At 66.6% G+C, this 24,498-nt stretch carries 26 protein-coding genes; 4 read left to right on the forward strand and 22 right to left on the reverse strand.

What is annotated here, in order from left to right; genetic code table 11:
- Positions 1 to 80: 80 nt before the first annotated feature.
- From AC6RV7_RS15595 to AC6RV7_RS15615, 5 genes are all read right to left on the reverse strand, one after another.
- Positions 81 to 689 carry a penicillin-binding protein activator LpoB gene (locus tag AC6RV7_RS15595; RefSeq protein WP_500094951.1) on the reverse strand — a complete coding sequence of 203 codons (609 nt, stop codon included), beginning with the start codon at positions 687 to 689 and terminating at the stop codon, positions 81 to 83.
- 12 nt (positions 690 to 701) lie between these two features.
- Positions 702 to 1,106: a YcfL family putative periplasmic lipoprotein gene (locus tag AC6RV7_RS15600; protein ID WP_500094952.1), complete on the reverse strand. Its 405-nt coding sequence runs from the start codon at positions 1,104 to 1,106 to the stop codon at positions 702 to 704.
- Positions 1,103 to 2,680, reverse strand: a complete 1,578-nt coding sequence (locus AC6RV7_RS15605) for a COG3014 family protein (protein WP_500094953.1) — start codon at positions 2,678 to 2,680, stop codon at positions 1,103 to 1,105. Before AC6RV7_RS15605 ends, AC6RV7_RS15600 begins: the two co-directional genes overlap by 4 nt.
- Positions 2,681 to 2,756: 76 nt before the next feature.
- The gene (locus AC6RV7_RS15610; protein ID WP_500094954.1) at positions 2,757 to 3,650 is read right to left on the reverse strand and encodes a CsgG/HfaB family protein; all 894 of its coding nucleotides are present in this window, start codon (positions 3,648 to 3,650) and stop codon (positions 2,757 to 2,759) included.
- 37 nt (positions 3,651 to 3,687) lie between these two features.
- Positions 3,688 to 4,791, reverse strand: a complete 1,104-nt coding sequence (locus AC6RV7_RS15615) for a PEGA domain-containing protein (RefSeq protein WP_500094955.1) — start codon at positions 4,789 to 4,791, stop codon at positions 3,688 to 3,690.
- A 306-nt stretch (positions 4,792 to 5,097) separates the two neighbouring features.
- Here AC6RV7_RS15615 and glpK point away from each other — a divergent pair, with 306 nt between their 5' ends.
- Entirely contained in the window at positions 5,098 to 6,594 is a 1,497-nt protein-coding gene (gene glpK / locus AC6RV7_RS15620; protein ID WP_500094956.1) for a glycerol kinase GlpK, read from the forward strand.
- A gap of 107 nt (positions 6,595 to 6,701) precedes the next feature.
- Entirely contained in the window at positions 6,702 to 8,381 is a 1,680-nt protein-coding gene (locus tag AC6RV7_RS15625) for a LysM peptidoglycan-binding domain-containing protein (protein WP_500094958.1), read from the forward strand.
- Positions 8,382 to 8,464: 83 nt separating this feature from the next.
- Here the strand turns inward: AC6RV7_RS15625 and AC6RV7_RS15630 are convergent, their stop codons facing one another.
- The gene (locus AC6RV7_RS15630; RefSeq protein WP_500094959.1) at positions 8,465 to 9,433 is read right to left on the reverse strand and encodes an AEC family transporter; all 969 of its coding nucleotides are present in this window, start codon (positions 9,431 to 9,433) and stop codon (positions 8,465 to 8,467) included.
- A 101-nt stretch (positions 9,434 to 9,534) separates the two neighbouring features.
- Between AC6RV7_RS15630 and AC6RV7_RS15635 the strand changes: the two genes are divergently transcribed.
- Entirely contained in the window at positions 9,535 to 10,068 is a 534-nt protein-coding gene (locus tag AC6RV7_RS15635) for an FKBP-type peptidyl-prolyl cis-trans isomerase (RefSeq protein ID WP_500094960.1), read from the forward strand.
- Positions 10,069 to 10,206: 138 nt separating this feature from the next.
- Here the strand turns inward: AC6RV7_RS15635 and AC6RV7_RS15640 are convergent, their stop codons facing one another.
- From AC6RV7_RS15640 to AC6RV7_RS15700, 13 genes are all read right to left on the reverse strand, one after another.
- A complete protein-coding gene (locus tag AC6RV7_RS15640; protein ID WP_500094961.1) occupies positions 10,207 to 10,974 on the reverse strand; it encodes a M48 family metallopeptidase in 768 nt (255 codons plus the stop codon).
- 37 nt (positions 10,975 to 11,011) lie between these two features.
- Positions 11,012 to 11,587, reverse strand: a complete 576-nt coding sequence (locus AC6RV7_RS15645) for a CDP-alcohol phosphatidyltransferase family protein (RefSeq protein WP_500094962.1) — start codon at positions 11,585 to 11,587, stop codon at positions 11,012 to 11,014.
- A gap of 116 nt (positions 11,588 to 11,703) precedes the next feature.
- Positions 11,704 to 12,276 carry a CDP-alcohol phosphatidyltransferase family protein gene (locus AC6RV7_RS15650; RefSeq protein ID WP_500094963.1) on the reverse strand — a complete coding sequence of 191 codons (573 nt, stop codon included), beginning with the start codon at positions 12,274 to 12,276 and terminating at the stop codon, positions 11,704 to 11,706.
- A gap of 39 nt (positions 12,277 to 12,315) precedes the next feature.
- On the reverse strand, positions 12,316 to 12,756 hold the full coding sequence (locus AC6RV7_RS15655) for a metallophosphoesterase family protein (protein WP_500094965.1): 441 nt from the start codon (positions 12,754 to 12,756) through the stop codon (positions 12,316 to 12,318).
- Between the two features lie 38 nt (positions 12,757 to 12,794).
- A complete protein-coding gene (locus tag AC6RV7_RS15660; protein ID WP_500094966.1) occupies positions 12,795 to 13,193 on the reverse strand; it encodes a rhodanese-like domain-containing protein in 399 nt (132 codons plus the stop codon).
- A gap of 62 nt (positions 13,194 to 13,255) precedes the next feature.
- The gene (locus AC6RV7_RS15665; protein WP_500094967.1) at positions 13,256 to 13,654 is read right to left on the reverse strand and encodes a DUF302 domain-containing protein; all 399 of its coding nucleotides are present in this window, start codon (positions 13,652 to 13,654) and stop codon (positions 13,256 to 13,258) included.
- A 76-nt stretch (positions 13,655 to 13,730) separates the two neighbouring features.
- On the reverse strand, positions 13,731 to 14,333 hold the full coding sequence (locus tag AC6RV7_RS15670; RefSeq protein WP_500094968.1) for a class I SAM-dependent methyltransferase: 603 nt from the start codon (positions 14,331 to 14,333) through the stop codon (positions 13,731 to 13,733).
- A 331-nt stretch (positions 14,334 to 14,664) separates the two neighbouring features.
- Positions 14,665 to 15,045 (reverse strand): rhodanese-like domain-containing protein, encoded by a 381-nt coding sequence (locus AC6RV7_RS15675; RefSeq protein ID WP_500094969.1) that lies wholly within the window; start codon positions 15,043 to 15,045, stop codon positions 14,665 to 14,667.
- The gene (locus AC6RV7_RS15680; RefSeq protein WP_500094970.1) at positions 15,042 to 18,356 is read right to left on the reverse strand and encodes an efflux RND transporter permease subunit; all 3,315 of its coding nucleotides are present in this window, start codon (positions 18,354 to 18,356) and stop codon (positions 15,042 to 15,044) included. Before AC6RV7_RS15680 ends, AC6RV7_RS15675 begins: the two co-directional genes overlap by 4 nt.
- Positions 18,353 to 19,378 carry an efflux RND transporter periplasmic adaptor subunit gene (locus AC6RV7_RS15685; RefSeq protein ID WP_500094971.1) on the reverse strand — a complete coding sequence of 342 codons (1,026 nt, stop codon included), beginning with the start codon at positions 19,376 to 19,378 and terminating at the stop codon, positions 18,353 to 18,355. The genes AC6RV7_RS15680 and AC6RV7_RS15685 overlap by 4 nt, the downstream gene beginning before the upstream one ends.
- 17 nt (positions 19,379 to 19,395) lie before the next feature.
- Entirely contained in the window at positions 19,396 to 20,700 is a 1,305-nt protein-coding gene (locus AC6RV7_RS15690) for a TolC family protein (protein ID WP_500094972.1), read from the reverse strand.
- 29 nt (positions 20,701 to 20,729) lie between these two features.
- Positions 20,730 to 20,912 carry a DUF6132 family protein gene (locus tag AC6RV7_RS15695; protein ID WP_500094973.1) on the reverse strand — a complete coding sequence of 61 codons (183 nt, stop codon included), beginning with the start codon at positions 20,910 to 20,912 and terminating at the stop codon, positions 20,730 to 20,732.
- 5 nt (positions 20,913 to 20,917) lie between these two features.
- Positions 20,918 to 21,151 carry a YgaP family membrane protein gene (locus AC6RV7_RS15700; RefSeq protein WP_500094974.1) on the reverse strand — a complete coding sequence of 78 codons (234 nt, stop codon included), beginning with the start codon at positions 21,149 to 21,151 and terminating at the stop codon, positions 20,918 to 20,920.
- Positions 21,152 to 21,224: 73 nt separating this feature from the next.
- On the opposite strand from AC6RV7_RS15700, the gene AC6RV7_RS15705 reads away from it, so the two are divergent.
- Complete coding sequence (locus AC6RV7_RS15705; protein WP_500094975.1) at positions 21,225 to 21,557, forward strand: ArsR/SmtB family transcription factor; 333 nt, start codon at positions 21,225 to 21,227, stop codon at positions 21,555 to 21,557.
- Between the two features lie 160 nt (positions 21,558 to 21,717).
- Here AC6RV7_RS15705 and AC6RV7_RS15710 read toward each other — a convergent pair whose 3' ends face one another.
- The 3 genes from AC6RV7_RS15710 to AC6RV7_RS15720 all read right to left on the reverse strand — a co-directional run bounded on the left by AC6RV7_RS15710 (position 21,718) and on the right by AC6RV7_RS15720 (position 24,418).
- Positions 21,718 to 22,323 (reverse strand): methionine biosynthesis protein MetW, encoded by a 606-nt coding sequence (locus AC6RV7_RS15710; protein ID WP_500094976.1) that lies wholly within the window; start codon positions 22,321 to 22,323, stop codon positions 21,718 to 21,720.
- A gap of 27 nt (positions 22,324 to 22,350) precedes the next feature.
- The gene (metX, locus tag AC6RV7_RS15715) at positions 22,351 to 23,535 is read right to left on the reverse strand and encodes a homoserine O-acetyltransferase MetX (protein ID WP_500094977.1); all 1,185 of its coding nucleotides are present in this window, start codon (positions 23,533 to 23,535) and stop codon (positions 22,351 to 22,353) included.
- Positions 23,536 to 23,677: 142 nt separating this feature from the next.
- On the reverse strand, positions 23,678 to 24,418 hold the full coding sequence (locus AC6RV7_RS15720; protein ID WP_500094978.1) for a YebC/PmpR family DNA-binding transcriptional regulator: 741 nt from the start codon (positions 24,416 to 24,418) through the stop codon (positions 23,678 to 23,680).
- Positions 24,419 to 24,498: the final 80 nt, after the last annotated feature.

Genomic DNA, 24,498 nt, shown 5'->3' on the forward strand with positions numbered 1-24,498 from the left:
CTCATTCGCAAAAAACAAAAGCCCCGGCCGAAGCCGGGGCTTTGCTGTTGGTAGTCAACGTCGCGGACGACGGCGGTGCTTTACCAGCCGACGGTCGGGCGCTTCGAGAGCTTCGCGATCGTGCGCTCCTCTTCCCAGACCGTGTAGCCCGTCTTCACATCGACGAGCGACATCTGGAACGCGTAGGTATTCTGCGTCTTGCTGCCTTCGCGATCCGTTTGCTGGATCAGCTTCGCATAAAGCGTGTAGTTGGGCGCCTTCAGCTTCTGCTTCTTGCCCGTGGTCATCTCCTCGAGCTCGGCCGCTTCGGACGCGACGACGGCGCGCTCGCCCAGGCCCATGGTGTTCGTGATGACGACCTTGCCGGTCTGCGTGAGCGCGACGCGGATTTTCTTGATCAGCAGGTCCGTGTCGATCGACAGCGTGGTGTTGTTGATCACGCGGTCCACCGCGAGCACGGCGGGCTGCACGGGCGCGCGCTCCAGCGCGTTGGACGAGAGCAGCGACGCCACCAGTTGGTCGGCGGCGTTGGCCCAATCCTGCGAATTGATGCTCGAGGTGTTGAGCGCCTCGGGCCCTTTCGCGTCGATCGTGCGCGTGGTCGGCGCGGTCTCGCAACCGGCGAGGAAGAGAGCGGCCGCGGACAGGGCCGCGGTCAGCGTGAGTTGATGGAAGCGGATGTTACGCATGGTGAAAACGGGTTATTCCTTGAGTTTGAGAACGAAATCGACGGCGCGCGGGTTGATCGAGACGGTCGAGAGCATGATCGTCTCACGCGGCTGGATACGGACCTGCTTCCAGGTCTCGTTCGGCGAATCGATGCTCATGCCGCTGGCGTCGACCCACTCGAACTTGTAGCTCAGCGCCTTGGTCGAGCTCTTCATGTTTTCCACCGCGACCTGCACCTTCAGGAGGTTGCCGGAGACGGTGGCCTGGTTGACGGAGGCGACGCGGAAAGTCGCGGCGAGCGAGTTGTCGGTGACGACGCGTTTGTCGGCGACGTAGCTGGGCGCGGCCTGGGGCTGCGCGCGCTCGACGGTATTCACCGTCGTGGCACAACCGCCGGCGAGAAGGCCGGCGGCGAGGAGGAGAAGGCAGGGTTTCATTTGAGAGCGAATTGGTTGACGAGCAGCGGAGCCGACGTGGAGGCGCTTTTCACGTAGACGACGTTCACCGTGCCGGGGACGAGCTGGAGCGTCTGCGTCGCGGTGCCCGCGGTGAGCGTGAGCGTGCGATCGGCGGGCGTGGCGATGCGCGCGTATTGGAACTCCTTCGGGAGGCTCGACCAGGTGCGCGTGTCGGCGATGTTCGTGGCGGAATTGAGCGCGGTCATCGCGACCGCACCGACCACGCTACCGAGGAAACCTGCGCGGTCGTCGAGCTGTTTCTGCACCGCGGCTTGGACGATGGCCTTCGTCGCCGTGGTGATGAGGGTCTTGGTCACCACGCTGGGCCACTCGTTCTTGAAATCGTTGGCCACGATGCTGTCCATGCTCGCGATGGTCGCGGTCGAGAGCGTCTGGTCGCCGCAACCGATGCCGAGCGCGGGCACGTAGTCGCTGCTGAAATTCAACTTGGGAAACGCGGCGCCGACATACGCGAGCTTGCTGGTGACGAGGAAGGTCGGGATGTCGATCCGGACTTGATCGCGGCTGGGCGCGCTGCCGGTCTCGAAGATCACATACGTCACGCCCTCCGCCATTTTGCCTTCCGCAGCTTCGGCGGCCATCGTGAGGTCGGCGGTGAGATACGGATTTTCGGGCACGATGGCGGCGACGCGCTCGAGCGATTTGCGTCCGCGCTCCCAGTCGGCGCCGTTCTCGCCGAGCGTCGCGAAGAACAACCCGTCGAGCCAGACGGCGAACGGATTCACGTAGTCGCCGTAGGGCTTCATCGGCGCGAGCGACGCGTTCAACGCGTCCTGCAGCGCGGAGCCGGTCTTCGGATCCGACATCGCCTTGTCGGCATCGTAGGCGACATGTTTGCCGTCCTCGGTGCTCGCCTCGCCGGTTTTGGCGCGGGCGGCGACATCCTGCGCTTCCGCGATCCGCTTTTCGTTCTCGGCCACGGCGTCACGTTGACGCTGGAGCGAGCGGTTCAGCTCGAGCCGCACGCCGTCGCGATTGCCCTGCGCCAGGTGATTGAGCGCCTTGTAGGTGTTCATCATCACCTTGTCGTAAGACCGTCCGCGATACGGCAGGGTGGCCTGCGAAGTCAGGGCCGCGCCGATTTCGGAGCCGACCTTGACCTTGGCCTCGTCCTCGTAGCGATTGATCCGCTCCTCCGCCAGATCGAAGGCCTCCAGCGAACGGTTGAAATAATACGCGTGAATCTCCTCGGCGGTCGGCAGCACGGGAGCCGGCGCGGGCTCCTGGCCGGGTTGGGGTGCCGGCGCCGCGGGCGCGGGCGGCGGTGGCACGAGCGACGGGTCCGCCATCGCGGCGGCGCGCAGGCTCGCGCCCTGTTCCAGACGCCAGACGATTTCGTCCTTCGACCCGCGGGCCGATTCGGCCTTCTTGTCGATGCTGGCGACGGCCGCGGCGAAGCTGCCGCTCTTCGTGGACTGCGCGAAATCGCGCGACTGTTCCTGATACGTGGCGCAGCCCGCCAAAAGCAGGAGCGCAAGACTGCTGACAACGGCGCGGACTGCAGGCCGCGCCGGGACAAGCGAATGATTCATGCCGGAGTTGGGTTGATGCTGGAGGAAGATGGGCGCGGTTCGCCGACGCGATCCGCGCAAAACGAAGGGCAGCCGCTTACGGCTCCTCTTCTTCTTCGGCGACGTCGTCCTTTAGCCGGACCAAGGCGCCGCGCTCGATGCCGCTGTCCTCGATCACCTGGGCCTGGGAATTCTGCGGCGTCACGCGCGAGATCTTCACCTGGCCAACGAAGACCTCCTCCTTGCTCTTTTCGCCCGTATCCGGATCTTCGATATCGTCGCCGAAGACGAACACGTCCCAGACCTGGCCGACCTTGACGCCGGACTGATCGTTGCGGTTGATCGTCACGACCTTGTCGCGTTTCGCGAGAATGCGCGCCGGGAAAATGGCGTCGGCGGCGCGGAGCGCGATCTTCTGCGCCATCTCGCGCGTCGCGTCGATCAGGAGCGCATCGTCGGCCTCGCCGACGCGCTCGACGGTGTTCTCCGAGCGGTTTTCCGCGGCGCGCCGGGAAACCTGGAAGTTCGTGCTGGCGATCGCGCGCTGGGTGGCGACCTCGGTGATTTTGGCGACCGCCGAAAGCTCCACCGTGCGCGCAGAGACGGTCTTGTTGAGCGAAGCGAGCCGGCGCGTCTCGAGGCGATCGTTGAACGAGTCCACGCGGATCGTGAGGAGGTAATCGGCCTGGTTGAACTGGAACGCGCTGCCCGCGGCGGCGGCTTCCGTCGCCAGCGCATCGGCATCGGTGCGCTCCAGCACGTCGAACCGGCGGGTGTTGAGCACGCGGTCGTAGACCTGGGAGTCGAGCGCCTGAAGGACGCTGTCCAGCGAGAGCGTCACGCCCTGCTTCGACATGCGCAAACGCAGCGCGTCGGTCGCGGTGATCTTGGTGATCGCGATCTTCTTTTTGCCCGGCGCGTCCTGGGCAACGGCGCCGACGGCGCAGAACGTCGCGGCGAGCGTGAGCGTGATGAAGCGGAAGAATTTCATGACGTTAAAACAGGCGGAAAAATAAGGGGCGGCCGTTTCAGTTGAAGATCGAGTTCTGCTTGATCGTGATGCCTTCCTTCGTGTTCACGCGAAAGCCGCTTTGCTCCAGCATCTTCGCCTGGCCCTCGAGCACCTTTACCTCGGCATCGGTCAGCTTGGCGCCGTTCTTGAGCACGTTGAGGAAGGCGGTGGCATCCTGCCAGCGGGCGTAACCCTCGTCGCTCATGGTCATCGCGACGTTGAGCGTCAGACCCTTCGTGAAATTCACGGTGCGCTCCCACGGCGCGAAGCCCTCGCGCGTCACCCGCAGCTTGTGCAGGCCCGGCCGGACTTCGATCGTGCCCGGCGCGGAGCCGACCGCGAAACCGTCGACCTCGACCGTCGCGGAAAGCGGCGAGACCTTGAATTTGCTCTGCGAGATCGTGACTGTATTCTCCACGCCGATACGCACGTCGGGGATGACGAGGTCAGCCACCTCGGTGGTGATGGTGATGTTGACGAGCCCGGCGGCGGCCGCCGGGGCGGCGATACGGCCGCGATCGATCCGGTTCTTGAGACTGGCGGCCACCTTCTGGCCGGCCTCGGCGAGCAGATCGTCCCACACGCCCTGGTTGTCCTCGGTGGCGTTCGCGGTCGTCTGGACCGTGCGGCTGGCCTTGACGGTGTCGGCGGTGAGGCTCGCGCCGGTGTTGCCGTCGAGAATCTTGTAGCTGACACGCACGGTGCGCTCGTCGTTTATGGACTTCACGCCGTAGGCGTTGACGGCGTTCTTTTTCGAACCGAGTCCGGAAAGCGAAACCTGCAGCAGGTAATCGGCGCCGAGCGCCTGGGCCAGCCGGACGGCCGATGCGTTTTGCGCCAGCTGCTGGTCGAGGGCGTTCTCCTTCGCGTCGGGATCGATCCCCTGGACCGCATTGAGCGCCGTCTGCCGGCTGATCACCGAAACGCCAAGATCCGTCACGCCCGAGGTGACATAATCCTCCAGCGGTTCGAGCTTCGCATCGTTCTGCGGCCCCGCGCTGTTGGTCACGAAAATCGCGGCCGTGTAGGTCTTCGGCTGCGGTTTCGACGGATTCTCCTGGGCGAGAGCGGCCGCCACGAGGGCGCTCGCGAACACGAGGCAAAGACGGAGGAGTTTCATATGCAAAGAAAGGGGTGGCGCCGGCCCGGTGCGGAATCGCTCGTCGCAGGTTCGCGCGCGGCTTGGCTCAGCCGCCCGTCGCCACAGCCGCCGCCACCGCGGCGCACGGAATCGATCGGCGATGAAGCTGGAACCACATGTCGAATGAGGGCCTGAGGCTTATCCCTGATCCATCGAATCCAAGTCAAGACGAGAGACCTCCGCTCCGCTGCACATCTTGGCGACCGCACGGCCGCTCGACCACGCGGCCGCGCTGGGCTCGCCACTTGCCGCCGGCGGCGGCTCGCCCCATTCTGCCGCCACCCCATGAGTGCCGCTTTCGTTCTCGCCCTCGACCAGGGCACGACTTCGTCCCGCGCGATCGTATTTGACCGGCAAGGACGCGCCCGCGCGACCGCGCAGCAGGAGTTTGCCCAACATTTCCCCCGACCCGGCTGGGTCGAGCACGACCCGCGCGACCTCTGGGAAACCACCCGCCGCGTCGCGCTCGCCGCCGTCGCCGAGGCCAATCTCACCGTCCGCGATCTCGCCGCCGTCGGCCTGACGAACCAGCGCGAGACGACGCTGCTGTGGGACCGGCGCAGCGGCGCGCCCGTCGGTCCGGCCATTGTCTGGCAGGACCGCCGCACCGCCGGACTTTGCGAGCGGCTGAAGCACGCCGGGCTCGAGCCGCTGTTCCGGCGCCGGACCGGGCTCGTGCTCGATCCGTATTTTTCCGGAACGAAACTGCGGTGGCTGCTCGATCGCGTGCCCGGTGCCCGTCGTCGCGCTGCCCGCGGCGAGCTGGCGTTCGGCACCGTGGATACCTGGCTGCTCTGGCAGCTCACGGGCGGCCGGGTGCACGCCACGGATGTTTCCAATGCCTCCCGCACGCTGCTCTTCAACGTGCGCACCGGCACGTGGGACGAGGAGCTGTTGCAAGCATTACGGATTCCCCGGGCCGTGCTGCCGGAAGTGCGCGCCAGCAGCGGGCACTTCGGCGAAATCTCTACGTTGCCCGCGCTGAACGGCCTGCCGATCTGCGGTATCGCCGGTGACCAGCAGGCCGCGCTGTTCGGCCAGGCCTGCTTCCGTCCGGGAATGGCGAAGAACACCTACGGGACCGGCTGCTTCCTGCTGCAGCACACCGGCACGAAACCGGTGGTATCCAAAAACCAACTCCTGACGACCGTCGCCTGGCGGATCGGCGCCGACGGCCCCCTCGAATACGCGCTCGAGGGCAGCGTGTTCATCGGCGGCGCCGTGGTGCAGTGGCTCCGCGACGGGCTCGGGCTGATTCAACGTTCGGGCGAGGTCGAAGCGCTCGCCGCCCGCGTCCCCGACAACGGCGGCGTTTACCTTGTCCCGGCGTTCGCCGGGCTCGGCGCGCCGCACTGGGACGCCTCCGCCCGGGGCGCCATCCTCGGACTGACCCGCGGCACGACCGCCGCGCATCTCGCCCGCGCCGCCATCGAGAGCATCGCGTTTCAAAGCGCCGATCTCCTCGCCGCCATGCAGGCCGACTCGCACGCGCGGCTCCGCGAGTTGCGCGTCGACGGCGGCGCCTCGATCAACAACCCGCTGATGCAATTCCAGAGCGACTTGCTCCGCGTGCCGGTGATCCGGCCGCGCACCACGGAGACGACCGCCCTCGGTGCCGCCTACCTCGCCGGGCTCGCGACGGGGTTTTGGAAAGACCGGGCTGAGATCTCACGACTTTGGGCCGCCGAGCGGACGTTCCAGCCGGCCGCGCCGCTACGGTCCATGCGCCCGCTGCAACGCGACTGGCAGCGTGCCGTTGAACGAGCCCGGCACTGGGTGTAAATTCGGCGGCGTCAGCGCCCCCTCGGCGATGTTGCACGGTTCGTGCGCACTCTCACTCGCGGATTGTGTCAAAGCCGTAGAACGCTACGTTTTACCCCTTTGTCGCCATGACATCCCTCGCCCGCTTCACCGCGCTCTGTCTCATTGCGTCGCCGGTTCTCACCGGCGCGACCGCCCGCGCCCAGGATCCCGTCGTGATCGAACGCGCCCCCGACGATTCCGCCTCGGCCGAAGTCGACGCGCTGCGCACCGCCAATCGCCGGCTTGAGGCGGAACTGCAGAACGCCCGCGCCGCCATCGAGCGGTTGAACACCGATCTCTCCACCGCCCAGTCCGCCCGCACCCAGCAGGAAGCCGCGCTCAAGGACAGCGCCCGCGAGCTCGCCACGCTCCGCGCGAGGCTCGCCCGCCTCGAAAACGCGCCCAAAGTCGCCGCTCCGGCGCCTGACACCGAGACGCTCAAGAAACTCGAAACCGCGCAATCGACCATCGACGTGCTGGTGGCAAAGAACCAGCAGCTCGACTCGAACCTCGCCAAACGCACCACCGAGCTGCACGACGCCCAGTCCGCCCTGGCCGCCGCCCGCACCGCTTCCGCCGAGTCCGCGCAAAAAGCGAACACCGACGCCGTCGCCGCCGCGGCGCGCGAGAAGAGCCGCGCCGACGAGGCCGTCGCCCGCCTCAACACCCTCGTCGCCGGCTCCGCGCGGCTGCAGGAGGAAAACCAAACCCTGAAAAACCAACTCGCCGACCTGCGTCGCGCCGAGACCGGTCTCCGCGAGCAGCTCGCCGCGACCGCGACCGAGAAACCTGACCCCGATCTCTCCGCCAGGCTCGCGGACACCGAGGCGAAACTCACCACGGCGTTGCGCGCCCAATCCCTCGCCCGAGCCGAGAACGAGCTGTTGAAAACGAAAGCCGCCGAGCGCGGCCAGGCCGCCGCCGCGTCCGCCACGCTGCAAAAGGAGAAGGCCGCGCTCGAGTCTCAGCTCGCCGACGCTCGGGCCAACGCCGAATCGCTCCGCCAGCAGCTCGACGCCGCCACCTCCGCCGCGCCCGACCGCTCGCGCCACGTCGCCGAGCTCGAAAGCAAGCTCGAGGCCGCACTCCGCAGTTACACGCTGCTGCAGCAGGAAAACGACAACCTCAAAACCAGTGCGGACGAGCTCGCCACGCTCCGCGACCAGGTGAACACGTTGCGCGACGAAAAGGCCGCGCTGGAAAACCAGCTCGCCGCCACGGCGGCGGAAGAGCCTTCGCCTGAAACCACCCGCAAACTCGCCGAGGTCGAGGACAAGCTCGCCACCACTCTGCGCAGCTTCTCGCTGTTGCAGGAGGAAAACGACCGTCTCAAGGCCGACGCCGCCCAAACGGTGGAGGCAGCCCACACCGCCGCCGCCAAGTCGGCCGCAGACTCGGCGACGCAAATTTCCGCGCTTTTCAACGAACTCCGGCAAACCCGGGCGCAACTCGCCTCGCTCGCGGCGGAAAATTCCGAACTGAAAACGCGCCTGGCCCTCGCACGGCCCGCGCCCGGCGGCGCGTTCGCGGCCCCGTCGCGCCCCGGCAATGCCGCTGCCGCTCCCGCGGAACCGGTCGCGACTCCGCCGCCGGCCGCCGACCCCGCGCCGCGCACCCACGTGGTGATCCTCGGCGACACCCTCGCCGGCATCTCCCGCCAGTATTACGGCACGCCGAATCGCTGGGAGGAAATCCTCCGCGCCAACGCCGCCACCGTCAGCAACCCCAACGCGCTGACGGTCGGCATGGCTCTCCGCATCCCCTGATCGCGGAAGGCCCCCTCCGATCCTATAGGGCGGGCTCTCCCGCTCTACAGAGAGGGCTGACTTCGCGCCCGCAGTCGCAGCCTTCAGAAGAACCCAATCACCGCCGCCAACGCCGCAATCGAGAGCAACACGCTCGATACGATCGAGGCCGCCGCGAGCGTCTCGTCGCCTTTCATCTCGATCGCCATTACGTAGGAGACGATCGCTGTCGGCGTGGCCAGGAAGATCATGACGAGCTTCGTCTCCGCAGCGCCAAGTCCCAGCGCCCGCCCCGCCACCCAGCCGAGCGCCGGCCCGGCGAGAGTCTTCAACCCCGCCGCAGCCCACGCGCCCGCGCCCGTTGCGGCCTTGTTCACGGTCGCGAGCGAGCCACCCACGCCGAGCAGTCCGAGCGGGAGCGCCATTTCCCCGAGCGCCGACATGGCTTTGTCCACGGCTGACGGCAGCGTCCAATCGGCGAGCGCAAAACCGATACCGGCGATCGTGGCGAGCAACGGCGGCGTCGTCAGCAACTGACGCAAAAACGGCCGCACCATGCTCCACCCAAGCCGGTGCTGGCTGAGCAGGAGCACAACCACCGCGATGACATTGTAAGCGACCATCATCGGGGCGACCACCACCACGCCGGCCGCTCGCGGCGACACGCCGCCCGCCAGCGGCACATCCGGCAGCGCAAAGACGATCGGGAGCCCGATGAACGCCAGATTCCCGCGAAACGCCCCCTGCACAAACGTGCCCAAACTCGCGCCCGGGACCCGCACCAACGCGCCGACGACATACGCCGCGACGATCACGCCGCCGGTCGCCAGGGCCATCGCCGCCAGCATCGTCTGCGCCTCGCCCGCCTCGTGAAACGAATGCGTGAGCTGGCTGAACAACAGCGCCGGCAGTCCGAGCCAATAGCTGACGCGATTCGCCTCCTTCAAAAAGGCCGACGAAAAAAAACCGCCGCGCTGCAGCAGCGCGCCAAGCCCGATCAGCAGGAAAACGGGCGCAAGCGTGTTGAGGACGAGCACGAGCGAACGCTCGCAACCTTCGTTCCGGCCGTCCACGCGAAACCGGCCGCATCCACGCGCCACCCGAGATCCGATATTCTCTGCTGCCGCTGCTTGCGCCGGGGCGCGGAGCAATTTTGATCCTACGCGGCAAACCCATGCGCAGCTTCATCTACCTCGCCCTTCTCGGAGTCATTCTCGTGACGATCGCCTTCGTCGTCCGATCCGGCATGCTCGCGCGGAAAGATCCCGGGCGACCGATCAACAGCGCGATGCGCGAAGCGCTGGAGAAAGGCGGCACTCCCGAAGTGAGCAGCGCCGATGCCGCGATCATCCGCGAACGTTACCCGAACGCGCAGCACACGAAATCCGGCCTGCTTTACTCCGTCCGCGCGCCCGGCACCGGCGGCACGCCGCATATCGGCGACGAAGTCATCGCCCACTACGACGGCCGGCTGCTCGACGGCACGCCGTTCGACAGTTCCTACAGCCACGGCGCGCCGCTCACGTTTCGCGTCGGCACCGGCGCCGTGATCAAGGGCTGGGACGAGGCGTTTCTCACGATGCACAAGGGCGAGAAGCGCACGCTGATCATCCCCTACTGGCTCGCTTACGGCGTGCAGGGCCGCCCGCCGAAAATCCCGCCGCGCGCCACCCTCGTCTTCGAAGTCGAGCTGATCGATTTTCGTTAAGCGGGAGATCCTGACCGCCCACGGAACACACAGAAAACACAGAAGCGGGATCGGTCTCGTTCCGGAGATTTCCTGCGAGGCCGGACGCTGGCAGCCCGGTTTTCCTCTCGTGTGTTCCGAGGGCCCGCCAACCGACGATCACAAACCGACCAGCGAGCCGTTGCGCTTGATCCAGTGTTCGGCCTCGCGCCAGCCGGGACACACCTCCTCGACTCGCGCCCAGAAACGGTCGGAGTGGTTCATCTCCCGCAGGTGCATGAGCTCGTGATAGACAATATAGTCGCGCACGGAGTCCGGCGTTTGCACGAGCCGCCAGTTGAGCGAGATCGTGCCGTTCGCCGAACATGAGCCCCAGCGCGAACGCTGATTGCGCACGACGACCTGCTTCACTTCCACGCCCGTCACCGCGGCCAGTTCCCAGGTGCGCGCCGGCAACTCGACCTTGGCGCGCCGCAGAAAATGCGCCTCGAGCGTGGGCCGGAGATCGCCGTCGAGCCGCGCCACGCGAAACACATCCGCGGCCAGCGCCACCTGCGGCTTTTCCCCCGCCACCGCCGTTCGGATCTCCGTCATCGCCCCGCGCCAGAGCACATGCGTGCCCACGGTCCAGACATCGGCGCCGCGCGGCCGGCTGCGTTGCCGCTCCCGCGCGCGCTCGAGCCAGTCCTGATGTTCTTCGACGAACCGCCGCGCCTCCCGCTCCGACCCGCGGAGCGGAATCGTCGCCACCGCGGTGCCGTCGCGCTTCAACGTCAGCCGATAGCTCTTCGCCTGATGGCTGCGGCGATATACCACCGACGGTTCTCCCGCCGCGGCAGGCGCGGCGACCGGCGCCGGTGGCGACTTGTGGACGCCCGACTCCGGCGCAAACATCCCGAACAGATCCTGCTGCAGCTCACTGCTCATGCGCGACGCGGCGAGCCTCACGATCCGCGGGCAGCCGTCAACCTTCCGCGCGCGCCTGCCGCATGCGCCAGGCATGCCAGGCCGAACGCATTTCGCCGCGATGCCAGGGAACGAGAAACGCGATCGCGATTTGCTCGAGCCCCACCAGCACCTCGAACACCGCCACGCTCCGCGCCGGCACCGGCGTCCACCCCGCCAGCAACGGCACCATCGAAAACACGATCCCGAAGACCCCCGCCTTCGTCATCCAGGTGTGATAACACGGCACGCGTCGCAACCGCACCCCCGTGACCAGCAGCGCGAGGGCAAACGCGCCGATCGCCGCCGCAAACCACGGCCACTCGCGCCGCATCATCTCGGGCCACAACAGGCACAGTCCGGCGAGCCCGGCCGCCAGCGTCACGTAATCGGAAATGCTGTCGAGTTTGCGTCCAAGTTCTGAATACGCCTGCAGGCGGCGCGCCAGGTAGCCGTCGAGGACGTCCGTGAAAAGCGCGAGGCCCAGCCATCCCGCAAACCACAGCCGGCTGCCGGCAAACGCCGCGGCGACGATCGCCGGCGCGAGCGCGATGCGGCTGGCGGTCGCAAGATTCGGCCAGATCGAGCGGTTCACGCCGACCATCCTGTCGACCCGCTCCGCCGGCTCAAGCCGGGCCGCCCTTCGCGAACGGTCTCGCGTTGTCGCCCGTTCGCCGGATGCGTCGCTCATCGCCTCGTCCTTCGCCAGGCTCAGGGCTGCGCGGCGGCGCGCCCCGGCGTTTCCACCTGCCGGCCGATGCGGCCCGACAGTTTCCAGATTCCCGCGATCGCCTGCAGTCCTGCCGCGACGCGAAACGGCCACGGCGAGGTCTCCAGGATCAGCGGCACCAAACTCACCGGCACGGCCAGGCTGAGCAACTTGAAGATCCAGGACGGCCGGCTTTTCGCCTCGGCGGGCAGGAGCGCGCGCTGAACTCCAATCAATCCGTAGCCCGCCAGCGCCAGCAACATCCAACGCCATTCCCGCTCCGCCACTTCTGGCCAGAGAAAGAAGACGCCGGTTGCGCCCATCACCATCGCCAGCCCGTCGCCCCAACGGTCCAGCCGTCGGCCGAGCTCGCTCTCCGCCCGCCAGCGCCGCGCCAGCACGCCGTCGAACAAATCCGTGAGCAGCACCACCGCCAGCAGCACCGCAAAACCGATCTTCGCATTCGAATACGCTGCTCCGAGCATCGCGGGAGCCAGCGCGATGCGAAGGCTGCTCAGCAGATTCGGCAAATACGGCAGTCGGCGCATGTCGGTCCGGCCGGGTCGTCCTCTCACGGTCGAAACCGTCGACGCGGCGGCGCGGGGTGAGTCAGGCTAAACCCGCACCAGTTCCCAGCCAAAACGACCGCCCTCGATCGTCAGCCACGCGAAGCTCGCCGGCGCCCCGCGGTTGGGACGCGTGATGCACCCGGGATTCAGCCAGCGCACCGCGCCGATCGTTTCGTCGCGCGGCACATGCGTGTGACCGTGCAAAACGGCGTGCGCGCCCGGCGGCACCCGCGCGGGATGAGGCGGGATGTGCACGATGTGAAAGCTCAAGCCGCCGCGCTCCAGCGTCAGCGACGGCGGCCACGGATGCGCATCGCAGTTTCCCGCGACGACCTGCAACGGCACGCCGAGTTGCTCGAACTCGACCAGCGTCGTTGGATCGCACACATCGCCGAGATGCCAGATTTCGTCGGCGCCGCTCAACCGCGACGGCAGCGAGGCAGGGAAACGATCGTGGGTATCGGAAATGACGGCGATGCGGATCACGCGGGAGGAAGCTGCACGAGCGAGCGCGGCGCGAAAAGCTACTTCTCCACCTTCCGCACCGGCAAACCGGCCTCTTCCCAATCGCGAAACGCCCCCGCGTTCGCCACCCGCTTTCCCTGAGCCGCGAGCTTCGCGGCGACCTTGCCGGACCGATTTCCGGAGCGGCAGTAAAGGACGAGTTCCTTGCCGGCGTTCTGCGCCAGAAACGGTTTCCACAGTTTCTGCTCGCCGTTGAAATCGCTCATCGGGAGCAGCATCGCCGGCTCGGCCACGCCGCTCTCCGTCCACTCGTCCGGCTCACGCACGTCGATCAGAATCGCCTGCCCCGACGCCACGCGACGGGCCGCTTCGACCGAGGAAATCTTCGCCACGTCCGCCGCCCACCCCATCGTCGCCGAGACCAGAAGCAGCGCGAAAAATGCCAGCATCGCTTTCATGGCGCGCAACGTGACCGGCTTTTCCCCGCTGGCAACCGTCGATCGGCGTCGCATGCGTGCGCCTAGTCCGCCACCGTTTCGTCCATGATTCGCACGAGGGTCTTCTCGACCGCCTGCGCCACGTCCGCCGCGCCGGGCGCGCCGAACAGCGTGAGCAGGCGGGTCGGCTTCAACGTGGCGAGCACCGTCCGGCCGTTTTCCTCATAGACCGAGATGCGGCACGGGAGCGCGGTCGAAACTTCCATCGCCTGTGTGAGCACCGCCTGCGCCTGCTGCGGATTGCAGACCTCGAAGACGCGACACTCGCGCGGAAACGGCACGCCTTTGCTTTCCATTTTTTGCCGCAAGTCGTGCGTGCCGAGAACGCCGAAACGATGGCGCTGCGCAACCTCGGGCAGCCGCTGACAGATGGTCTCGAGCGGCTGGAGGGAAGTGCGAAGAATGACGAATTCGTGGCTCATCCCCGAAAATAAACGCGCGCCCGCCAAAGTCGAACGCCCACGCTGGGCGCGGCTCGCTCGCCACCGCACCGCAACCCTACCGTTTTCGTCCGAGCACCTGCACCACCGCGGCCAGCCCACGATGGTGGTTGCCCTCGTTGACTTCCCTTTCGAGCTCGCGCGCCACCAGCAGCTCCAGATCGGCCAACTCGGTTTTCAGATCGGCAAGCTGCATCAACAACTCCGGCTGATCGACCGGTCCGCCGGTGCGATACTTCACCTGCGCAGGCGTGTAGGCTTCGAGAATGAAAACGCCCCCGGGGCGCAAGCCCGCCACCACCCGGCGGTGCACGTCGGCGCGCAGGGGCTTCGGCAGGTGCACGAACGTCGCCACGATTCCGCTCCAGGCCGCGGGTGCGATCGCATAATCCGCCAGATCGCCCGTCTCGGTGTGCAACGCGACGCCCGTCGCCGCCGCCAGACCGCGCGCTTTCGCCAAACCGACGGGCGACTGATCCATGGCCGTGACCGCGTGACCGCGACTCGCCAGAAACACCGCATTGCGGCCCTCGCCTTCCGCGAGGCAAAGCACCGGTCCAGCCGGAATCAGCGCCGCGGAGTCTGCGACGAACGTGTTCGGCTCCGTCCCATAGAAATATTCCGCACCGGAATAGCGGGCGTTCCAAAAATCGGAGGTCATGCGGGCAGTCTGGACGAAAGCAATTCGCCTGATGCGTCCGCGGATACCCGCGCCTCACGCAATCCCGCCAGGCCTGGCGAAAACCAGCGGCACTCGTGCGTCTCGGCCCGCACCCGCACGGACGCAAACGGATGATGGCACCAAACCCAGCCGACGTAGTCGCCGCGCAAGGGTTCCGCGAAACGACAGCTGCCACCGCACGGCACCAGCACATTTTCCCGGCGCGATTCCGAGTTTTCCATTCCAGCGGCCATGGCACAGCAACATGTCCCAAAACCGGAAGGAAGCGAGCGTCGAAAGCCGTCGCCAGCCGCTTTCAATCTTCCGTTTTTCAGCGCTGCGTTACGTCCGGTCTCACCTCGACGGGCCAGCCCGCCGCCGCCCAATCGCCGAGCCCGCCGGCGTTGATCGCCCGCACGCCCGCCGCCCGCAACTGCCGGGCGGCGAGCCCGGAGCGCATTCCCGACGCGCAATAGAGCAGCACTTCGCGCGTTCCCGCACCCGCGAGAAACTCCTGCCAGCGTCCGCCGCCCGCCCGCAGTTCGCTGAGCGGCAGCAACACCGCCCGCTCCGCCACGCCGCCCGCCCACTCGTCGGGCTCGCGAACGTCCACCAGCAGCACTTCGCCGGATCGCACCCGCGAACCGTGCTCCGCAGGCGTGGCGCGCGGCGCCGGTTGCAGGAAAGATGTAAGTTTTTTCAGGATACTCATGAGGAGGAGGGAGACGGCGCCGTCCCGGCTTCGCGCCGGGCGTGCGTCATGTAGTAGATCAGTGGCACCGCGATCGGGCTGATGACGAGCGACGCGATCGCACCGAACAGCAGCGAAATCGCCAGGCCCTGGAAAATCGGATCCGCCAGGATCACGAGTCCGCCCACCACGACGGCAAGCGCGGTCAGCATCATCGGACGAAACCGCACCGCGCCCGACTCGATGCACGCGTCGCGCAACGATCGCCCGTGGCTCAGCCGCAGCTCGATGAAATCGACGAGGATGATCGAATTGCGCACCACGATGCCCGCGCCCGCCATGAAACCGATCATCGACGTCGCAGTGAAAAACGCGCCCAACGCCGCGTGCGCCGGCATGATGCCGACGAGCGAAAACGGAATCACCGTCATCACGATCAGCGGCGTCGCATAGTTCTTAAACCATCCGACCATGAGCATATAGATCAGGATGAGCACGGCGGCGAACGCCAGGCCGAGGTCGCGAAAAACTTCGATCGTCACCTGCCACTCGCCGTCCCATTTCAGCGCCAGTTCGCGCGTGTCGTCCGGCATCGTCGCATTATAGATCCGCACCGGCCGTGATTCGCCGCCTGCGACTCCTGCCAGCGCCACCGCGTCGAGTTTCGCCAGCTCGCGGTTCATCGCGAGGATCGCGTAAACCGGACTTTCCACCGCGCCCGCGACATCGGCCGTCACGTAGGTCACGTTCTGGAGATTCTTGTGATAAATGTTTCGATCGCCGGTCGTCATTTCGACCGTGACCAGTTCGCGCAACGGCACCAGCGGCGCCTGCGGGTTCATTTCGGAGCCGATCGGCAATGCCAGCAGATCGTCGACCCGCGCCCGCATCGCCCGCGGTAGCTCGAGCACCACGTTCACATCCTCGCGCTCGGCCGGTGCGTGCAACAACGTCACCGGCAATCCTTGCGCTCCCATCTGCACCGTGCGCGCGATCGCGGCCTCGGTGATGCCGTGCAGCGCCGCCTTCTCCTTGTCGACGCGCAGCACGGCCTTCGGCTGCCGCTCCTCAACATACCAGTCGACATCGACGACGCCCTCCGCCGTCCGGAAAATCTCCCGCACCTTCTCCGCCAGACGCAACCGCGCTTCCTCGGTCGGGCCGTAGATCTCGGCGACGAGCGTCTGCAATACCGGCGGTCCCGGCGGAACCTCCGCCACGGCCACCGACGCTCCGTAGTTGGCCGCGATCGCCGCAACGCGCGGCCGGATGCGTTTCGCAATGTCGTGACTCTGCGCCGCGCGCCCGTGCTTCGGCAGCAGGTTCACCTGCAGGTCGGCGACGTTGCTGCCGCGGCGCATGAAATAATGCCGCACCAGGCCGTTGAAGTTAAACGGCGACGCCACGCCCGCGTAGACCTGGTAATCGCGCACCTCGGGCTCGACCCGAATCGCCGCCGCCATCTCGCGCGCCACGCGCGCCGTCTGCTCGAGCGTGCTGCCTTCCGGCATGTCGATGATCACCTGAAACTCGGATTTGTTGTCGAACGGCAGCATCTTCACCTTCACCGCGCCGAGGCCCACCAGGCCCATCGCGCCGACCGTGAGCGCCGCGACTCCGGCGACGAACGCCCAGCGCCAGCCGCGATGATCGAGGAGCGGCCGCATCACCCGCTGGTAAACGCGCGCGAACCATGTGTCCGGCACCGCCTCGTCCTCCGCGGCTTCCTCTTTTTCACTCAACGGCGCATCCACGAACGCGGCCGCTTCACCAGCCGGTCGGGCGTGACCACGCAACATTTTCACCGCCGCCCACGGGGTGACGGCGAATGCCACCAGCAGCGAAAACAGCATCGCCGCGCTCGAGCCGATCGGGATCGGCCGCATATACGGGCCCATCAATCCGCTCACGAACGCCATCGGCAGCACTGCCGCGATCACCGCCCACGTGGCCAGGATCGTCGGATTGCCGACTTCGTCGACCGCCTCGACGGCGATCTGCAACAACCGCTTCCGGCGGCAGCTCGGCAGTCCCATGTGCCGCACGATGTTCTCCACCACCACGATCGCGTCGTCCACCAGGATGCCGATCGAGAAGATCAGCGCGAACAGCGTGATCCGGTTCAACGTGTATCCATAAAGGTAAAACACGAGCAGCGTCAGACCGAGCGTCACCGGGATCGCAAGCAGCACGACGAGCGATTCGCGCCAGCCGAGAAACAACAGGATCAGCACCGCCACGCCGAACACCGCCAGGCCCATGTGGAGCAGGAGCTCGTTGGACTTTTCGGCCGCGGTCGCGCCGTAATCGCGCGTCACCGCCACCTCGACCGCGGCCGGGATCACGCGGCCTTTCAGCGAATCGACTTTCACCAGCACCGCCGCCACCACGTCGACCGCGTTGGCGCCAGGCCGCTTCGCCAGGCTCAGCGTGACCGCGGGCTGTTCGCCCGGCGCCGCCCCGGAGCCGTGCAGCACGTAGTTCGCCGGCTCCTCCGGCCCGTCGACGATGGTCGCGACGTCGCGCAAATACACCGGACGTTGCTCATGCACGCCGACCACGATCGCGGCGACGTCGTCGGCATTCCGGAAAAACTCGCCGGTCTGCAGCAACGTTTCCGCGTTGGCCGCGGCTTGCGCGCCGGCCAGCACCTGCGCGTTCGCCTGCTGCAACATCGGCACGAGCATCGCCGCGCTGAGATTGCGCGACGCGAGCCGCTGCGGGTCGAGTTGCACACGGATCTGCCGGCGTTCGCCGCCGATCAGCGTTGTTTCCGCCACCTGCGGCACGGTTTTCACCTCTTCGTCCACCTGTGCGGCGATCCGCCGCAACATCGCGTGATCGTAGCTGCCGCTATGAAACGTCAGCGCGAGGATCGGAACATCGTCGATCGTGCGCGGCTTGACGAGAGGCGGCGTGACGCCGAGAGGAATCCGGTCGAAATTCGTCTGCAGCTTTTGATTCAGCCGCACGAGTGCCGCCTCGAGATCCGTGCCGACCTTGAACCGCACGATCGTGAGATTCCCGCCCGGGCTCGCCGTCGAATAGAGATACTCCACGCCGGGGATTTCCCACAGCAGCTTTTCCATCGGCCGGGTGACGCGATTCTCCACCTCCGCCGCCGATGCGCCGGGCATCGCGACGAGCACGTCGATCATCGGCACCTTGATCTGCGGCTCCTCCTCGCGGGGCAGCATCAGCACCGAGAACGCGCCGAGCAGCAGCGACGCCGCCACGAGGATCGGCGTCAGCTTCGAATCGATGAACAGCGCCGCCATCCGACCCGCGAAACCATAGCGTTTCGCGCCGGGAAGCTCCGCTCTCCCGCTCATGACTTCACCTCCAGCCGCTGGCCTTCGCGCAGATCGGCGGGCGGCGCTATCACGACGCGCTCGCCATCGTCGAGTCCGCTCAGAATCTCCACCTCGCCCGCGGCGCGCGCGCCGGTTTTGACCAGACGAAGCGCCGCGCGGCCCTGCGCATCGGCGACGAACACGCGTTCCAGTTGACCGACCGCCGTCACCGCCGATACCGGGACGCGCAGCCGTTGCGCGCTGCCGCTCGGCACGCTCACCCGCGCGAACTGGCCCGAACGCACGACGGTTTGCGCCGGCACCACGATTTTCGCCAACACCGTGCGCGCGGCGGGATCTGCGGCCGACGACAGTTCCGTGAGTTTACCCGTGAATTCGAGTCCGGCCGCGGGGACCGCCACCCGCAGTTCGCTGCCGGGGGCAAGACCTGACGCCAGCGAATCGGGCAAGCCACACTCCACCTCGAAATCGCGCGTGCCCTCGATCTCGAGCAGCGGCTGTCCGGGTGCAGCGAGATCGCCGGCATTGACCCATTTTCGCGCGACGACGCCGTCGAACGGCGCCCGCACCGCGGCATAGCCAAGCATCGCTTCGGCCTCGCGCACCATCGCCTCCGTCATCGCAAACCGATCCTCCAATCCCCGCACCATGTCCGCCATGCTGGCGCCTTTTCCGAGCAGCTCGCGTTCCCGCTCGAGGTCGCGCCGCGCGAGATTGAGCTGCGACCGCGCCTGCACGACTCGCGCGTTGATCTCGCCGGCCGCGATGCGCACCAGCACGTCGCCGGCCTTGACGCTCTGGCCCAGCGTGACGGGCAGCTCCTCGATCGCGCCCATCCACTTGGCGGCGAGCACCGCGCGTTGCCGCGGACGCAGCGTGCCGGTGATTTCCGTAAACATCGGCGACGACTCCAAGCGAACGGTTACGACCTGCACCGGCCGCGACGGACCGCTTTCCGCGGAGATCGGTGCCGGCGGCGATTTGTGACAACCCGCGATCAACGCGAGCGCGAGCAACGGAAGGAAGCGGCGGACATTCATGGGCAGATGACGAAGGTTTACGGCAAAGGATCGAGTCCGAGCGCGCGGCGCAGTTCGACCAGCGCGAGGCGTTCGTCGAACGCCGCCACGGTGCGCCGCAGCCGCGCCTCCAGCAGCCGGCTCTCGGCGCCGATCACGTCGGCGGTCAGCACCGCCTGTTGTTCGAAACGCGCGCGGGTCAGCGCCGCCGCCTCGTCGGCCTGCGCCACCGACTGGCCGGAAACGGCGAGCCGCTCCTGCGCATCGGCGTGGGCGAGTCGCGCCTGCTCGGCCTCGAGTTCCAAACCGAGCGTGGTCTTGCGCAGCGCTTCCTTGAGCTGGGCGACGTTGGCGCGACTCTCGCGGATTTTCCCGGACGTCTGGCCGCCGTCGAAGAGGTTCACATCGACCGACACGCCCGCGAGCCAGCCCGTGGCGTCGCGGTCGAGTTCCCAGCCGCGGTCGTATTGATAGGAGGCGAAAGCGTTGACGGTCGGACGGCGTCCGCTCCGCGCGGCGTCGACCATCGCCTCGGCGGCGCGCAGGCGGGCCTGTAAAGCGAGCAGTTCGGGCCGGCGCGAGATGTCGCGCGTATCCGGGATCTGGAGATGGTTGAGCGCCGGATCGTCCGCCGCGAGTTCGATGGCTTCGTCCGCGGCGTCGAGGCCGAGCACGAAACGAAATGCCCGGCCGGCGAGTGCCTCGCCATGTCTCGCCGCCGAGAGCGTCTCGCGCGTCTGGGCGAGCTGCACCTCGAGCGCGAGCAGGTCGGACTTGAGCATCTGTCCGGCGTCGAACCGCGCGCGGGCGACCTCCACCGCCGCGGTGTAGGCTTTCACGCCGCCTTCCACCGCCGCGAGGGCTTCGCGTGCCTTGCGGAGATTGAGCAACGCGCGAATCACCTCGGCGGTGAGTTGCTGCTGCGCGGAGCGCAAGTCGAGTTCCGCCGCCTCGACGCCCGCGCGCGCGGCCTTGCGTCCGGCGGTGGCACGGCCGCCGCTGTAGAGATTGTAGGCCACGGTCCCGGTGGCGTTCAGATTGTCGATCTGGCCCGGGTGATTGAAATCGAGGGCGGAGCTGAAGGCGCGCTGGTTGAGGATCGAGCCGAACGCCGCCATGGCGTTGTTCGTTTCGGTATAACGTCCCGACAGTGCGAGTTGCGGCAGCCACGCGGCGCCGGCCTGCTGCACCAGCGCCTGCGCGCCCTCCACGCGGGCGCGGGCGAGGCGCGCATCGGGACTGTGTTCGCGCGCGGTCGCGAGTGCGCGCTCAAGCGTCCAGGGCTCGGCGCGAACTCCGGCGACCACTGACAGAATCAAACCAACCAGAATCAGGCGTGACATGAGCGGAAAGGTTTCGGGCTCGCTGGGTTTCAGTGGGCACGCGCGCTGACCGCGAGGAGCAGCCCGAGGCCGCTGCCATACAGCGCTCCGCGCCACCAGGTGGAAGTCAGCGGACACGTTCCGGACGTGCATTGGCCGATGGCGCCGAGCGCGGCGCCCAAAGCGGCTCCGACCAGGATCGGCAGGAGATAACGGAGGATCGGATGATTCACGGCGCTCAGGCGTTCGTCAGCCTCCGGCCTCCCCAGTGGATCACGTCGCTGGCGTCGACCCACCCGAGCTTGCGCAACAGCAGCGTCGGCGGACAGAACCCGGTGAAGGCGGACTGCACGAGATTGGCGCCGACGAAAGCGGGCAGCAGCAGCCACCACGGATTGACGAACGCCGCCAAGGCCGTGCCCGCGAGCACGAAGGACCCGGCGAGCGCGCGAATGAAGGAATCGGTTTTCATGTTGCGGTTTTAATTTATATGCGCATATACGCATGTAGTTGAATCGATGTCAACCTTCTGTTTTGTCCGCGGCATGCCGAAATCCCCCGCCCTTTCCGAGGCGGCGATCGAGTTGATCGCGCGCCGTTTTTCCGTGCTGGCCGAGCCGATGCGATTGCGGCTGGTCCACGCGCTTTTCCAGGGAGAGAAGAACGTCAACGCGCTCGTCGAGGAGACGGGCGGCACGCAGGCGAATGTCTCGCGTCACCTGCAAACGCTCACCCAGGCGCACGTCCTCGCCCGCCGGAAGGAGGGGCTGCAGGTCTTCTATTCGATTGCTGACCCGACGATCTTCAAACTCTGCGAACTCGTCTGCGGCAGCCTGGAAAAACAGCTCACCAAGCAGGCCGAAGCGTTCGGCCGCTAGTCAGCGGAAGGAGCCGGAAACCAGGAAACACGCGAAAAACGAATCCCTGAAAATGAGCCCACGGAATACACGGATTACACGGAATTCAGACTTATTCTTCCGTGTCGTCCGTGTGTTCCGTGGGCCTTCTCCGGCCTTTCGTGTGTTTCGTGGTTCCTGCTCAACGCGCGAGATCGTAGAGCGCGTAGCCGGCAAATAGATTCGGGAACCAGCGGCAGGGCGTCCGCCAGTTGCCGCTGAGGTGCGCGCGACGCACCACGCGGATGCCCTTCACGGCGCAGAAATGCTCGAAGTCCGCGATCGTCACCGGGTTCGTCGGCGCGCTTTCGAACCATTCCGTGGTGTAAACCTCGTTGCGGATCTTGCGCCCGCGCAGCAACGCATCGAGGCGGTTCTTCCAGAAACCGTGGTTGACGAAACCGACCGTGACCGAACGCCCGACGCGCAATGCCTCCACGATCACCGCCGTCGGATTATCGAGTTCCTGCACGGTACGCGAACAGATGACGCGGTCGAAATGACCGTCGGGAAACTCGCGCATGAAGGACGTCATGTCACCCTGATACGCGGACAGGCCCCGCGCGACGCAGGCGGTGATGCGCTCGAAGTCGAGATCCACGCCGACCGCGCACACCTGCTTCGTCTGCACGAGATAATCGAGGAGCGCGCCGCGGCCGCAGCCGAGGTCTAGGACGCGCGAGCCGGGCTCGACCCATTCCCCGATGATCTGCATGTCGACCGTGCGTTTCTCGATGACCTTCGTCATGGCAGGATGTCGCGTGTGGCGGATTTCTCAGATCGAGAAATCGAACACGGGGTTGGCCGTCGTCTCGAGGAAACTGCGGACGAGCGTGTAAAGCTGCTCCGACTCGAGCAGGAAGGAATCGTGGCCGAGGTCGGTCGAAAGCTCGGCGTAGGTGGCGCGTTTGCCCGCGCGGAGCAGCGCGAGCGCGATCGCACGGTTCTGCTCCGGCGGAAACAGCCAGTCGCTCGTGAAACCGACCACGAGCGTCTCCGCCTGCACAGGCGCAAACGCCGCCTCGAGCGAGCCGTAGGCCTGGGGCAGATCGAAATGATCGAGTGCGCGCGTGATGTAGAGATACGTGTTGGCGTCGAACCGGTTGATGAAGCTCTGCCCCTGGTGGCGCAGATAACTCTCCACCTCGAACTGCACGTCGAAGTTGTAGCTCCCGCCGTTGGCGCCGCTCTTCCGCCGCCGGCCGAATTTCCGGTCCATGCTCGCGTCGGAGACATACGTGATGTGCGCCATCATGCGCGCGATCGCGAGGCCCACGCGCGGTCCGCCGCCTTTCGCGTAATCGCCGCGGTGCCACTCCGGGTCCTGCATGATCGCCTGACGACCCACTTCGTTGAACGCGATCGCCTGCGCGCCTTCGCGGGCGGTCGTGGCCATCGCCGCGACGCGTCGCACGAAGTTGGGATATTCGATCGCAAATTGCAGCGCGAGCATGCCGCCCATCGATCCGCCGATCGCGGCGTGCAGCTCGCTGATTCCAAGATGATCGAGCAGGTGCTTTTGCGCGCGCACCATGTCCGGAATCGTGACGAATGGAAACGAAAGCCCGTAAGGCCGGTTGGTCTCCGGGTTCGTCGACGACGGGCCGGTCGACCCCTGACAACCGCCGAGGACGTTGGCGCAGATGACGAAGAACCGTTCCGTGTCCACCGCCTTGCCGGGACCGATGAGGTTGTTCCACCAGCCGGGTTTCCGATCCTCGGGCGTGTGCAGGCCGGCGCAGTGATGGTCGCCGCTCAACGCGTGGCAGATCAGGACGGCGTTGTCCCGGGTCGCGTTGAGCTCGCCGTAGGTTTCATAACGCAGCGTGAATCCCGGCAGGGTCTGACCGCTGTTGAACGTGAACGGATGCGGGTAAACGAAATCGTGGGGCACGACGATGCCCACCTCGCCGCGCGCGAGGCGATCATGGGCAATGACGTCAGTCGGATCGTCGGTCATGCGGGAAGGACAGGATCGTCCGGGAGCGGAGCGGACACAAGGGTCGCGTTTGTCATCAGTCGTGCGCTCGCGCGATGACACGACGCACCCGACGTCGTGTCGCGATCCGCGCGGACAGTAAGACGAAACAAGTTCAGCAGCCTCAGCCGGCGACCTTCTCGTCGACTTCCTCGTTCGAGAACACCGTCTGCACGTCGTCGATCTCCTCGAGTGCGTCATGCAGCTTCGCGAGCGACTGCGCCAGCTGCGCGTCGGTCACCGGCACGGTGGTCGTCGGAATGTAGGCGATCTCGGCGCTTTCCGCCTTGATCGCATTTTGTTCGAGCGCCTGCGCCACGCGGTCGAACGCTTGGACCGCGCAGCGCACTTCAAAACCCTGTTCGCTCACGATCACGTCGTCGGCGCCGGCTTCGAGCGCGATCTCCATCAGCGCATCCTCGGTGGTCTGCTCCTTCGCGATGAGAAACTGGCCCGCGTGCAAAAACTGAAACACCACGGCACCGCTGCTTGCGAGATTGCCGCCCCAGCGCGAAAACACCGAGCGCACATCCTGCGCCGCGCGCGTCTTGTTGTCCGTCGTCACCTTCACCACAAACGCCACGCCGCCGGGGCCGTAGCCTTCGTAAGTGATTTCTTCGAACACGACGCCCGGCAGTTCGCCCGTGCCCTTCTTGATCGCACGGTCGACGTTGTCCGCGGGCATGTTGGCGTCGCGCGCCTTCAACAGCAGCGTGCGCAGGCGCGCATTGCCCGCGGGATCGCCGCCGCCGGCCTTGGCGGCGAGCGTGATGTCGCGCGACAGACGCGAGAAGACCTTGCCCTTCCGCGCGTCGGTGACGGCTTTCAGGCGTTTGACTTTGGACCATTTATTATGGCCGGCCATTGGTGGAGCTGAGAGTTGAGAGCCTGAAGCTGAGAATCCGGATGCCGTCGAGTGCTGGGCTCCCGGCGCTCAGCTCCGGG

It is taken from the genome of Opitutus sp. sgz309028 (assembly GCF_059821195.1).